The sequence below is a fragment of the Psychroserpens algicola genome, assembly GCF_014526325.1.
Lineage (GTDB): Bacteria > Bacteroidota > Bacteroidia > Flavobacteriales > Flavobacteriaceae > Psychroserpens > Psychroserpens algicola.
On sequence record NZ_JACNMJ010000005.1, the window covers coordinates 235,086 to 248,568 of the forward strand.

Below are 13,483 nucleotides of genomic sequence, written 5' to 3' on the forward strand. Positions count from 1 at the left end.
TTAAGTATTATTTCCAGTTAAACGTAATATCTTTTTCAATATCTGGATGTAAACTATAATGTACAGGACAGGTATTAGCTATACGCTCTAAAATGGTTTTCGTTTTCTGACTTGCTTCAAACGGAAAATCTAAAACCACTTCAATTTTTGAAATTCGTCTTGGGTTACTCGCCATAGTTTTAGTGACATGCGCTGTAGTTCCAGTCATATCCACATCCAGATCTCTGGCTTTAATTCCCATTACGGTTATCATACAACTTGCTAATCCTGTAGCAATAGTATCTGTAGGTGAAAACGCTTCTCCTTTACCATTATTGTCTAATGGTGCATCGGTTAAGAAGGAATTATTAGATTTTACATGAACACTTTCGGTTCTTAAATCACCCAAATAGGTCACTTTTGAAGTTATCATTTTGCTTCTACTATCGTTAAGTTATCATATTTAACCACATAAACGGCTTCGTTGTAATAGCCTCCAAACAACTTTTTAGAATAGCGAAACTTATTTTCTACATACTCTGTTTCTATGTCACTAGATGACACTTCATATAAATCGTCACCACCAGCCAATCGTAATAACAAATCGAGAGTTACATCAAATCCGCGAACTGCATATTTGTTTGGACTCACGTTATAAGTTCTACGATATGCTCTAACGAACGGGTTATTAGCTGTAGAAATATCTGTCGTTTTATTAGGTGACGGATAGTGAAATTTTAAATTTGACAGGTGATAATTAGAGATTTCCCGACCTTCAAAGGCTTTATTTTTATTAGTGGTCATTAAAATAATTTCAACATCTTTGATAGCCATTCCGTTGATTACACTAATGACATTAGAAGCAAAGCCTTCATTATCGGTTTCTAGAAATACGATATTCTTACCAGGCTTAAATACATTTTCTAAATCGGTTTGATAAATAAAATAAGCCTCCTCACCTTTTTTGTTTTTTCTTGAAAACAGTTGTTTAGCTGAAGGAAATTCGGTCATCAGTCGATTACTAACAGCTTTATGTTTAGAATCTGCAATAATCACCATATGTTTTGGCAATGAGTCTGACTTTACAAAACTGACAATAGTTTTTTCTAATAGCTCGTCAGAAGGTATCGTTTGAAATACATTACTATATAAGTTTGTAGGCATTGTTAAAGGTGATATCACCGGAATATTATCTTTTTTCAATTCTGAAGCGACACGATCTAAATTATTTGGCAATAAAGGCCCAATAACTGCATCATATTCTGAAAAATCATTATCGTTTAAAATTTTAGAAATTTCAGAAGGCTGGTTCCTTGTATCAAATACTTTTAAATACGTTGAAATTCCCAAACGCTTTGCAGAATCTATCGCTATTAAAGCTCCAGCATGAAAGTCTAATGATACCGACAACAACCCGTCTTTTTTAATAGCCTTTTTTGCTTCACCAACAGAATCTACATCAATTCGATGTGTTCGGTAAGGTAACATTAAAGCTATTTTCTTTTGACTTAGGTTAATGATTTTATTAGATAAATTAGTGTTCTCAAGATCTTCAATAGTAGTAATTGTTTTAACATCTGAAGGCACTTTTAGTACCATACCCAATTTGAGCCCACCTTCTTTTAATTCAGGATTTAAAGCCTCTAATTGCTCTTGAGTAACTCCTAATTTTCGGTTAAGTGCCATATAACCTTCACTTTTGAGAACGGTATAATAGTTAAATTCTTCTTCAACTGTTTTTTCCTCATTATTGCTAATGTTAGGCACATTTACTTCTTGACCTGGTTGTAAAACCTCACTTAAATTGGGATTTAAAGCTTCTAGTTCAGGAACAGTAATTCCAAATTTATAAGCGACTCGCCATTTGCCTTCTTTAGGTAATACTTTATACTTTTTAACCGTATTATTTAAAGACACCTTACTCACTATGGTTTTAAACTTTGGGATTTGGATACGATCGCCTTTCCGAAGGTTTTCAGCATATAAGGACGTATTATGCTTTTTGATATCTTCTATCTCTACATTATATTTTTTAGAAATACTATAGAGAGTTTCCTTGCGCTTAACTTTATGTTTTCTGTATCCAATAAGCTCTTTCGTTGTTTCAGGAATGGGTTCATTTTTGACCTTAGAATTAGGAATAATCAAAACCGTATTAGAATCGATAGACTTCTTAGCATCAGGATTTAATGCATAAATATCAAAAGGAGTTACCAAATATTGCTTAGCAATACTTTCAATAGTTTCACCTTCTTTAACCTTATGAGTTTTATACTCTTGTGCAAATACAGACCAGCTGCACAGCACTACAACTAGTATTAAGATGTAGTTTTTCATTTAAACCATTTTATATTCTAAATTTCCTTGACTTTGGAAATTTTATGTTTATTATCAATTCATTGAAGGCGATAAACTTACTCCCACTCAATTGTTGCTGGCGGCTTAGAGCTAATGTCATATACAACTCTATTCACACCTTTCACCTTGTTGATGATCTCGTTGGAGGTCTTCTGCAAAAATTCATACGGAAGATTCACCCAATCGGCAGTCATTCCATCGGTACTTTCAACAGCTCTTAACGCCACACATTTTTCATAAGTACGCTCATCACCCATAACACCAACGCTATTAACTGGCAATAAAATTGCTCCAGCCTGCCACACGCTATCGTACAAATTCCAAGATTTCAGGTTATCGATAAAAACCGCATCTACCTCTTGTAATATACGTACTTTTTCCCGAGTTAGATCACCTAAAATTCTAATGGCTAATCCTGGTCCCGGAAAAGGGTGTCGTCCTAAAATTGATGCGTCCATTCCCATTGAAGCGCCTACACGACGAACCTCATCTTTAAATAAAGCTTTTAATGGCTCTACGATTTTCAATTTCATAAAATCAGGCAAACCTCCAACATTATGATGGCTTTTAATCGTTGCACTCGGACCACCTGTCGCCGAAACACTTTCGATGACATCAGGATAAATAGTCCCTTGAGCCAACCATTTCACATCTTCAATGAGATGAGCTTCATCATCAAAAACTTCAATAAACACGCGACCTATAGCTTTTCGTTTCTTTTCAGGATCGCTAACACCTTCTAAGGCATCCAAAAAGCGTGCCGAAGCATCTACACCTTTTACATTAAGTCCCATGCCCTCATATTGCTTGAGAACACTTTCGTATTCGTTTTTCCGAAGCAAACCATTATTAACAAAAATACAATACAAGTTTTTACCAATCGCTTTGTGTAATAATATGGCTGCAACAGAAGAATCAACACCTCCCGACAAACCTAAAACGACTTTATCGTTTCCTAATTGTGCTTTAAGATCTGAAACGGTTTCTTCAACAAATGAATCTGGTGTCCAATCTTGCTCAACCTGAGCAATATGGATTAAGAAATTCTCCAGTAGTTGTTTCCCATCGGTCGAATGATAGACTTCTGGATGAAATTGAATAGCGTAGGTTGTTTCGCCTTCAATTCTAAAAGCGGCATGTTCAACATCATGAGTGCTTGCCAATAAAACACCATTGGTTGGCAATTGTTTGATGGTATCACTGTGGCTCATCCAAACCTGGCTTCCTTTAGAGATTCCTGTGAAAAAGTCTTCGTCTTGCTTGACAAAACTTAAATTGGCTCTTCCGTATTCTCGTGTATTGGATTCGGCAACTTCTCCTCCAGAAAAATGCGCCAAATATTGAGCGCCATAACAGACGGCCAACATTGGTTTTTTTCCTCGGATTTGTGATAAATCTGGATGCAGTACATCTTCACCTCTCACCGAGTTTGGACTACCAGATAAGATAACCGCTTTGAAGCTTTCAGAATCAACAGGAATTTTATTAAAAGGATGAATTTCGCAGTAGATATTTAACTCTCTAACGCGACGCGCAATAAGCTGTGTGTATTGCGAACCGAAATCTAAAATTAGGACTTTGTTGTGTTGCATGTGCAAAAGTAATAATTGATTTTAGATTGGCGATTTTCAGTTTGTGATTTTTTTGGCTTTTTTTTTAACAATTGAAAACATCAATTAAAATAAGCACTCTGGAAGATGTACCCCTTTTGTCTTACTCTAAAAATACAACTGACATATAATAATATTATATTTAGGTGATTAGAATTCAATCCTATGAAATTTTCAACACTACTCAATATTTTAGCTTTGGTTTCATCAATGCTATTAAGTGCCCAAGAGCAACAGAAAATTGATAGCCTTACTCAGGTTATTAAAACCACAACAGCTGACAGCATTAAAGCTTTAAATCATTTAAAGATTGCCCAGCTTTTAATGTATAAAGATTCTGAGGAAACGAAAACAAATATTTCTGCAGCAGAACACCTCTACAAAAAGTCAACTAACTTAAAACAATTAGCCAATCTAAATAATGTCAAAGCCGAGTATATGTTTACGCAAAACAAATATGACTCTGCGATGGTATTTGTTGAAAAGTCTGCAAATCAATTCTTAAAGAACGGTGATAGCATAAAAGGAGCAACCTTAAAATCTAACTTGGCAAATTTAGTTAAAGTACTCACTAGTGATTATGATCGCATACAATCTATATATGATGAAATTGAGCCAATTGCGTTATCACATAAGGATACCGCGTTAATAGCCATTGTTCTCTCTGGCAAAGCTGATATAGCCTTACATAAAGGCCATAGAAATATCGCCATAGAGCTCACTAAAAATACTATTAACCTTAGAGAAGCTCAAAATGATTCTTTAAGAATTCCACAGGAGTATTTCAAAATTGGCAAAATTTATCAAGAGTTATTCGACTTTAAAGAATCTATTACAAATTTTGATGAAGGTATTGCCATTGCCGACGCCTCAAATAATTTCAGAATTAAAGCAGAGCTTTTAAGAATCAAAGGAACTTCTCTAATTAAACTGAAGCAATTTGACAATGCAGAAAAAAGTCTTCTTGAAGCTTTAGACCTTTCTAAAACGACTAATTTAAAGACGAGTGAATTACAAACCTTAATCATATTAGGATTACTCGAAGTTGATCGTGATGATCTTGAAAAAGCCGAACATTATGTGAATTTAGCCAAATCTATGATGAATCCTGTAAATGCCTATAGTGTAGATTATAATTATAATTTAATTCGTGGTCAAATTGAATTAGGGAACAAACAATATCAAAAGGCACTCACACATTTTGAAAACTGCGTTGAACTAGCAGAAAAAAAAGGAGCTTTAGTCAACTTAAGCTTTTCTAAAAAATTCAAATCGCTGGCTTTAGAAAAGCAAGGTGATTATAAGCGGGCCTTAGCATTGTATAAAGAAAGTAGCGATGCTAAAGACACTTTAACTTCTCAAATGAGGACTTCTTTATCTATAGAACAAAAGATAATTTATGAAACCGAAAAGAAAGAAAAAGAAATTTTATTACAGAAAAAAGATTTAGAAATTTTACAACAAAAAGAAGCGACAAGTAAACTTCGAAATAATGCGTTAACTATTATTATAATTGGGTTACTTATCATATTTGGGTTATTGTTTTATGCGATAAAACAAAAAATGAAGAAAAATAAAATCTTAAGAGAAAACTTAGATAAAGATTTAGAATACAAAACTAAAGAGTTAACCACACATGCACTGCATTTAGCCAAAAAGAACGAAGTTTTAAACGATTTAAAACAAAAAGCTAAAGTTTTAAAAGCCGATGCCGATGCCGACCCTGGTTACCAAATGCTCATACAAACTATTAATTTTGACTTACAAGACGATAATAACTGGGAAAATTTTTCGCAATATTTTGAACAAGTTCATAAAGATTTTAATGCCAAAGCCCAGGAACAATTTCCTAATATTACCAAAAATGATTTACGTTTAATGGCGCTTTTAAAAATGAATTTATCTTCTAAAGAAATTGCGAATATTTTAAATATTTCTAGTGATGGTATAAAAAAAGCAAGACAACGTCTTCGTAGAAAAATGGGAATTGATTCTAATCAATCATTAGAAGCAATTGTCATTGCAATTTAAATGAAATAGCACCCAACACAACCTCTCAAACGCCTGTAAATACAGGCGTTTTTCTATGTACCCCTTTTGTACCCAAGCCTTTTTTTGATACTGATATTCTGACGTATATGTTTGTCTTGTCATTAGTTTGACAATACCGTTTTTGTGGTGTACTTGTTCAAAAAGACTGCAGACAACTTTGGGCAAGTCACACAAAACGATTTACTAAACCACAAAAAATTAGTGTATTATGAATGATGTTTTAAAATTTCAGAAGCTTCTATTAATAAGCTTACTAAGTGTCTTTTTATTTAATTGTAGTAAAGACGAAACGCAACAGCGACCAGCAGGAGAGCTTATTGAATCTCCAGGAGCAATTACAGAAGAGGATTTTGTAGCTTTTGAAGGTGAAATAGGTCTAGTTTTAGATGCTCGGCCAATTGCTAGAAAAGGGTATAAACCAACTCAAGTTACTATTGAAATTGGAGGAAGTCAAAGTAATTTCTCTCAAACAATTCCTCTAAACCAAGACTCATTTATGGGCCAGCTTAAGATTCCTTTAGAAGGATTAAGTGAATCAGCAAGAACTGAATTGGCAAATGGAGTGCCAATAACACCAGTTTATAAGGATGAAACAGGCAATGTAATCCATCAAGAGCAAGCATTTATGGCATCATTTCAATCCAATCCTAATGCGCGTTCTGCAAATACGGCAACTTTGGTTGAAACTGAAGCTAATCAAACGTTAGATTTCAGACCAGGAACCTCCTACTACATTCAACGTATGAATGCTGATGGCAGTCCAGATAACTACGCTTGGAGGCATCTAACTGGTAGTGACTATGATAATGTAATTACAGCAAACCCTTCAGAATTTAATGGTAACGAACCCGACAGAGCATTCACGTTTATTCCAATACCTGGAGAGTTTAACACTTTTGCCATAAGACATGTCGAATCTTTAAAGTATGTGCAATTATCAGCCATTACTCAATTTGGAACTGTAATTAACACAGCACCCAATTTGAGTAATCGAACATCATTGTCACAAATTCAGGCGTCAACAGACTATAATAATTTCAAGTTTACATTTGACAGACAGAACGACGGTAGTTACATCATAAGAACTCACGAAGGTCTGGCAATAAAACAAGCTGATGGCTATGGATTAACAGTTCAAGATACGATTATCAACATTTCAGGCAACCCAATTATAACCACATCTGAGGATCGCATTTGGCGAATCGTTTCAACAAATATCGAATGGACTGTTAGTAATATTGGCACTTCTTTTTTAGATCCTATTTTACCACCAGCTCAAACTGCATTCAGTTTCAACAGTACATTAACAAATTGTGGTAATGGCACCTTAAGTCAAACTGTTGGTGCTAATATTACTGAAACACGCACTAGAACCATCGGTCAGGAAGAAACTATTTCATTGAGTTCGTCTAATACGTTTTCAGTATCCATGAGTTTGGATGTGGAATTTTCTGCGACGCTTTTTGAAATTGGAACTACTGTAAATGCTGGGTTTGAAACAAGTTACAGCCACCAATGGTCGTCAACAGAAACCACAAGTGAATGGGTAGAAACTAATGACTCAGAAGCACAGACTTTGTTTACTGAACGAACTGTTACTGTGCCTTCAGGAAGCGCTTCACTCGTTTATGATGTCTATCAGTTTTATCCTGAAACACGCGTCAATTTTGTACAAGTCATGCGCGTAGAAGGTATAGATACCGATTCAGGGTTACCCTTATCAGGCGATCAAATAAGAACCATGTTTTACATAAGTAATTTCAATGGTGTGATTACTGATGTTGAAGATACTTCTGTGTTGATTACACTCAAAAACACACTAACATTAGACAAGATTATTGAATCTGAAAGCAATGTACAAGACGTACCAACTAATTGTAATTAATACCACTAAAAAGGAAGTGTGTATCTAAATCACACTTCCTTTTCTAAACCACAAAACATTATGAAGACTATTTCTACATATATCCTTTTCCTTCTATTAGGTCTAGGTTTACAAGCACAAAACACTATTCTGAATGAAGATTTTGAAACTGACACTTTTCCACCCCAAGGCTGGATAAGCTATAGAGGTATAGATGATATTGGACCTGCAAATGATTGGATACCAACGACTCAGAGTCATACTGGAAATTCGGCAGCCTTTAGTCGTTTTTCAGATAATGCTATTGGTGTTGCTGAAGATTGGCTGGTCACACCTTTAATAGACCTATCGAGCGTTACAGAATCAGAATTACGTTTTTTCTCAAAAGAAACCTACGGTACTTTCTATGCATCTCAATACGATGTAAGGGTATCTACGAGTTCTCAAACAGATCATTCTAGTTTTACCACTGTAGCTAGCTATAACGATTTTAACGACTCAACTTACGAAGAATTTGTCATTGATCTTTCTACTTATGATGGTCAACAAATATATATTGCTTTTGTACATATCGATGAATTTGAGGATAATTGGTTTTTAGATGATATCACGCTACTAGGAATAAATCCTGACTGTAACATTAGTAATACGCCTATGTCTCCTTCACCCAATGGCATTGCAAACCCAACCAACAATTTAATGGTTGGCCAAAGTTTTACGCCTCTATGTAGTGGAACTCTCAACTATATTGAAATTAGTTTAAGTTCTGGAAATATACCGGCTGGAAATTTAGATTTTTATGCAGGAAACACAATTTCTGGTACGCCTGTCTATTCGCAAAGCCTTCCGTCAATTGAAAATTGGCCAGGTGGATTACTTAGAATTAATCTTACAAACGACTTTGAGGTAGATGCAAATTCGACATACACATTTCATACTGGAGTTGGCAACTTGGTTATCGCTGTATATCTGCAAGACACTTATAGCGGAGGCAATGCTTATGTATCAAACATATCTTATCAAGAAAGAGACTTATTTTTTAACGTAAACATTACCGAAAACTTATTGCATTCGAGTGAAATAGAAAATCTTGATAGCCTTTTCATATTTCCAAATCCTGTGCTGTCCAACCTCTCTATTCCAAATTTAAATACTTCGGAAATATATAAAATTTACAACCTGTTAGGAAAAGAAGTAGGCTCAGGAATTATCACACAACGGTCACAAATTTCTGTAAGTTATCTTGAAAAAGGCATTTATTTCTTAAAGATAAATAGTTATGATACTTTAAAGTTTATTAAAAATTAAACGTTTTAAATTTGAAGAAAAGCAAATCGAAAGATTTGCTTTCTTTTTATAACGTCACAATACAAAATTCTCCCTTTAAGGGCTCTAGTTCTTCTATTAACTTCGGAATAATAGAGTTTCCATATTCTAAGTAAAACTCAGAAAAATTCATGTTGCGTTCTTGTAAACTTTGCCCAGGAAACAATACATCCTGAAGTAAAATAACACGTTCTAAATAATCGCTTAATTTTCTTTTTTGAGCTTTTAGCAAACGCTTTTCAAGATGTTCTAAGCCTTTAATTTGTTTTCGTTCTTGCGCTGCAACAGCACCTTTAAAAGAGTTATCGGTTTGCGCTGCAAGCTGATATAGGTCTTCAAATTGTGTTTTAAGATGTGCTTTCTGTTTTGAAAAATCTATTTTGATGTCCGAAATTTGCTGCGTCACTTTAGTCTTTAAATCTTCCTGATTTAAAAATAAGTCTTTAACTGCAACCCCTAAATTTTCTAGTTTTTCTTTTTGCTTATCCGTAATCAGTAATACCGAATTACGAAGCAATAACATTGGAAACACCACCTTTTGCGTTTCAAAATTTGATTTCAATTGTAACCAATACGCCAGTTCTCCTCCTCCACCAATATAACAGAGGTTAGGAAGAATCACTTCTTGAAATAAAGGTCGCATAATCACATTGGGTGAGAAATTTTCGGGTGCTTCGTTAAGATGCCTGAGCAATTCATCTTTGGTCCATGTCATCTCTGTATTTAAAACACTATAGACCCCATCAATTTCGACTATACGCTCTCTGATATTTTCGGTGATATAAAACAAATTAATAGCTCTCGGGTTGACCTGAATTTTATAATTCCCATCTAGAGCATTCAATTGTTCATTAGATTGTGAGACCTTTTCAAATGAGGTTTGATCGATCAGTTCATCCTTCATAAAAGGAATAAACACACGTTTTAATTCTTTATCATTTCCATCAACAATTACTAAACCATAATCCTTAAATAAAGTATTCACCAAATAGCGCATAGCTTCAGTCAAATTTTGATGTTCCAAGTATGCACTTCGGAATAAGGACTTTAATTCTTCGGCATTAGTTGTCGAATTCAACTGACTCGAAAAAACTTCATATACATGTTCTAATCCATCGAGTTGCAATTCGCCCACTGCTCCAGAAGCAGCTCTATCCCATTGAATTTTCGCTCCTCTAAAATTAAAATAATTGATTTCATCAAAATCATGATCTTCAGTAGCCATCCAATATACTGGTACAAAATTTTGTTTTGGATATGCTGCTTTTAATTGTTTGCATAGATTTATCGTTGAAATAATCTTATAGAAAAAATAAAGCGGCCCTGTAAATAAATTGAGTTGATGCCCTGTTGTAATTGTAAACGTATTGTCTTCAGCTAATAGGTCAATATGTTTTTGCGTAGCATTAGAAATAGCAACCGATTCATATTGCTTTTTAAGAGACTGCACAAGAACAGTTCTCGTTTCCGAAGTGAAAGCGTTTTGTTTTTCACTAATTTGAGATTCAAAATTTTCAAGTTTTGGAAAGTGATTATAAAACGGCTTTAACGCATTATTTTCATCTAAATAGTCACAAATTAATGAAGAAAAATAATTGGTTTCTCTAAACGGAATACAGTCTGTTGGCATAGTTACAATTCAATTCAGGTATAAAGATAATGCTCTTAACTTTTTTTAAGTCCTAAATTTTAGTTAATTCAATAGCACTTCCTATCTTTACTGTTCAACTCTAATATTTTTCAGCTAATATGTATAAATCATTCGCTATTGTTATCGCATTATTGATTTCACTTTCATCAGTTGCGCAAAACCTTCAATCACCATCGCAGTTTTTGGGTTATGATTTGGGAACTAAATTCTCAAGACACCATCAGGTCATAGATTACTTTAAACATGTTGCCGAAGCAAAGTCGCAACAAGTGAAGTTAGAATCCTATGGAGAAACCAATGAAAGACGACCTCTAATGTTGGCTTATGTGTCTTCAGAAGAGAACTTAAAAAACCTCGAAACCATTAGAGAAAACAATCTAAAAAATGCAGGTGTTTTAAACGGAAAACCTACTGCTAACACTATTGCAATTGTTTGGTTAAGCTACAATGTTCATGGAAATGAAGCCTCAAGTACCGAAGCTTCGATGCGTACGATTTATAAATTGCTTACTGAAAAACAAGCATGGTTAAAAAATACAGTTGTTATTATTGATCCTTGTATCAATCCTGATGGTCGTGACAGATATGTTAACTGGTATAACGAAACAGCGAGCGTACCTTACGACATCGACCAGCAAGCTAGTGAACATAACGAGCCTTGGCCTGGAGGGCGACCTAATCATTATTTATTTGATTTAAATAGAGATTGGGCCTGGGCAACTCAAGTTGAATCGTCATCACGACTAAAAGCATACAACAAATGGTTACCGCATATTCATGTTGATTTTCATGAACAAGGTATTAACGAACCATATTATTTTGCTCCTGCTGCCGAACCTTTTCATGAAATTATTAGTGATTGGCAACGTGATTTTCAAACTCAAATTGGCAAAAATCATGCGACTTACTTTGACAAAGAAGGCTGGCTCTATTTTACAAGAGAGCGCTTTGACTTATTATATCCAAGCTACGGAGACACGTATCCAACTTATATGGGAGCTATTGGAATGACCTACGAGCAAGCTGGACATGGTCGCGCTGGATTAGGAATTCTCAATGACGAAGGAGACGTTTTAACTCTAGTTGATCGCTTAACTCATCATACCACAACAGGCTTATCAACTGTTGAAATTTCTTCTAAAAATGCTGAAAAACTCAATACCGAATTCGCAAAATTCTTTAACAACTCGGGTTTAAAATACAAAAGTTATGTATTAAAAGGAGATACTGATAAAATCAATAGTTTAATGACTTTATTAGATAAACATGAGATTTCTTATGGTTACGCTCAAGGCGGAAAAGTGAGCGGCTATAATTATGCTACGTCTAAAGACGGACAACTTAATGCTTCTTCAAATGACTTAGTTGTTAGCACTAATCAACCGAAAGGAAAAATGGTAAAAGTATTATTTGAGCCAAATGCTAAGTTGAGTGACTCTCTCACCTATGATATTACGGCCTGGAGCATACCTTATGCCTACGGATTAGATGCTATAGCTTCAAAAACTTTAATACCTACTAATACAAATAAACTTAAAAGCATTCCGAGATCTATTTCTAATTCTGGTGCAGCCGGTTATGTGGTATCCTGGAACAGCATGAAGGATGCTCAGTTTTTAGCTGATGTATTAAAAGGAGGATTTAAAGTTAGATTTACTGAAAAGCCATTTACCACTCAAGGTAAAACTTATGAAAGAGGTTCGCTTATTATTACAAGAGGTGACAACAAAATGGTTGAAGACTTTGATGATAAATTAGTCGATATTGCTTTTTCACATCAAAGAACTCTTAATGCTGTTTCTTCTGGGTTTTCAACATCTGGACCTGATTTCGGATCACCTGACATCAAATTAGTCAATCCTCCAAAAATAGCCTTACTCTCTGGCGACTATACGTCATCGTATAGTTATGGTGAGTTATGGCACTTTTTTGAACAACAATTAGGATATCCTGTAACCTCTATCAACACCAATAATCTAAGCAATACCAACTTATCAAAATACAATGTTTTAATTATGCCTAATGGGTATTATGGTAGTTTTCTTAACGATGCTATCAGTGAAAAACTTAAAAACTGGGTTAGTGCAGGTGGCAAATTAATCGCCATTGATGGTGCTTTAAATAGTTTTGCTGATAAGGAAGGTTTTGGATTAAAACGAAATACACCTGAAGAATCAACTCAGGATAAAGAAGATAACAGACGTATTAAATATGCTGATAGAGAACGTGATTACACCAAAAATTTAATTACTGGAGCCATCTTTAAAAGCGATGTCGATAATACACACCCAATGGCTTTTGGTTATAGTGACAACTATTTTACACTCAAACTCGGAAGTTCTTCTTACAGCTTGTTAGACAATGGTTACAACGTTGCTTATTTGGGCGACAATCCTAAAAATGTATCTGGCTATGCTGGACGTGATGCCTTAAAAAAATTAGATAACTCCCTTATTTTTGGCGAGCAACGTTTAGGAAGCGGAAGTTTAATTTATATGGTTGACAACATCATGTTTAGAAGCTTCTGGGAAAACGGAAAACTCTTTTTAGTGAACTCTATTTTCTTTGTAAATAACAACTTACATGAGCTATAAAGCAAATAAAAAAGCGAAGTAGACACAATAGTCTTCTTCGCTTTTTTTC

The 13,483-nt window shown here is 34.6% G+C and carries 8 protein-coding genes; 4 read left to right on the plus strand and 4 right to left on the minus strand.

Annotated features, from left to right (window positions below):
- Nucleotides 1–7 precede the first annotated feature (7 nt).
- The 3 genes from H7350_RS11920 to guaA form a co-directional block, all read right to left on the minus strand.
- Nucleotides 8–412, minus strand: coding sequence for an OsmC family protein (locus H7350_RS11920; protein WP_204346153.1), 405 nt, complete (start codon nucleotides 410–412; stop codon nucleotides 8–10).
- Entirely contained in the window at nucleotides 409–2,316 is a 1,908-nt protein-coding gene (locus H7350_RS11925) for a LysM peptidoglycan-binding domain-containing protein (RefSeq protein ID WP_204346154.1), read from the minus strand. Before H7350_RS11925 ends, H7350_RS11920 begins: the two co-directional genes overlap by 4 nt.
- Nucleotides 2,317–2,393: 77 nt before the next feature.
- On the minus strand, nucleotides 2,394–3,929 hold the full coding sequence (guaA, locus tag H7350_RS11930) for a glutamine-hydrolyzing GMP synthase (protein WP_204346155.1): 1,536 nt from the start codon (nucleotides 3,927–3,929) through the stop codon (nucleotides 2,394–2,396).
- 183 nt (nucleotides 3,930–4,112) lie between these two features.
- Between guaA and H7350_RS11935 the strand changes: the two genes are divergently transcribed.
- The 3 genes from H7350_RS11935 to H7350_RS11945 all read left to right on the plus strand — a co-directional run bounded on the left by H7350_RS11935 (nucleotide 4,113) and on the right by H7350_RS11945 (nucleotide 9,171).
- The gene (locus H7350_RS11935) at nucleotides 4,113–5,978 is read left to right on the plus strand and encodes a tetratricopeptide repeat protein (protein ID WP_204346156.1); all 1,866 of its coding nucleotides are present in this window, start codon (nucleotides 4,113–4,115) and stop codon (nucleotides 5,976–5,978) included.
- Between the two features lie 229 nt (nucleotides 5,979–6,207).
- A complete protein-coding gene (locus H7350_RS11940; RefSeq protein WP_204346157.1) occupies nucleotides 6,208–7,884 on the plus strand; it encodes a hypothetical protein in 1,677 nt (558 codons plus the stop codon).
- A gap of 60 nt (nucleotides 7,885–7,944) precedes the next feature.
- The gene (locus H7350_RS11945; protein ID WP_204346158.1) at nucleotides 7,945–9,171 is read left to right on the plus strand and encodes a T9SS-dependent choice-of-anchor J family protein; all 1,227 of its coding nucleotides are present in this window, start codon (nucleotides 7,945–7,947) and stop codon (nucleotides 9,169–9,171) included.
- Nucleotides 9,172–9,217: 46 nt separating this feature from the next.
- Here the strand turns inward: H7350_RS11945 and bshC are convergent, their stop codons facing one another.
- A complete protein-coding gene (gene bshC / locus H7350_RS11950) occupies nucleotides 9,218–10,819 on the minus strand; it encodes a bacillithiol biosynthesis cysteine-adding enzyme BshC (protein WP_204346159.1) in 1,602 nt (533 codons plus the stop codon).
- 119 nt (nucleotides 10,820–10,938) lie between these two features.
- Here bshC and H7350_RS11955 point away from each other — a divergent pair, with 119 nt between their 5' ends.
- Nucleotides 10,939–13,434, plus strand: coding sequence for a M14 metallopeptidase family protein (locus tag H7350_RS11955; protein WP_204346160.1), 2,496 nt, complete (start codon nucleotides 10,939–10,941; stop codon nucleotides 13,432–13,434).
- The last annotated feature ends 49 nt before the right edge of the window (nucleotides 13,435–13,483 follow it).

Excerpts from the sequence above, each read along its gene's own strand:
- guaA (WP_204346155.1), bottom strand. The coding sequence starts at position 3,929 with ATGCAACACAACAAAGTCCTAATTTTAGATTTCGGTTCGCAATACACA.
- bshC (WP_204346159.1), bottom strand. The coding sequence starts at position 10,819 with ATGCCAACAGACTGTATTCCGTTTAGAGAAACCAATTATTTTTCTTCA.
- H7350_RS11920 (WP_204346153.1), bottom strand. The coding sequence starts at position 412 with ATGATAACTTCAAAAGTGACCTATTTGGGTGATTTAAGAACCGAAAGT.
- H7350_RS11925 (WP_204346154.1), bottom strand. The coding sequence starts at position 2,316 with ATGAAAAACTACATCTTAATACTAGTTGTAGTGCTGTGCAGCTGGTCT.
- H7350_RS11955 (WP_204346160.1), top strand. The coding sequence starts at position 10,939 with ATGTATAAATCATTCGCTATTGTTATCGCATTATTGATTTCACTTTCA.
- H7350_RS11940 (WP_204346157.1), top strand. The coding sequence starts at position 6,208 with ATGAATGATGTTTTAAAATTTCAGAAGCTTCTATTAATAAGCTTACTA.
- H7350_RS11935 (WP_204346156.1), top strand. The coding sequence starts at position 4,113 with ATGAAATTTTCAACACTACTCAATATTTTAGCTTTGGTTTCATCAATG.
- H7350_RS11945 (WP_204346158.1), top strand. The coding sequence starts at position 7,945 with ATGAAGACTATTTCTACATATATCCTTTTCCTTCTATTAGGTCTAGGT.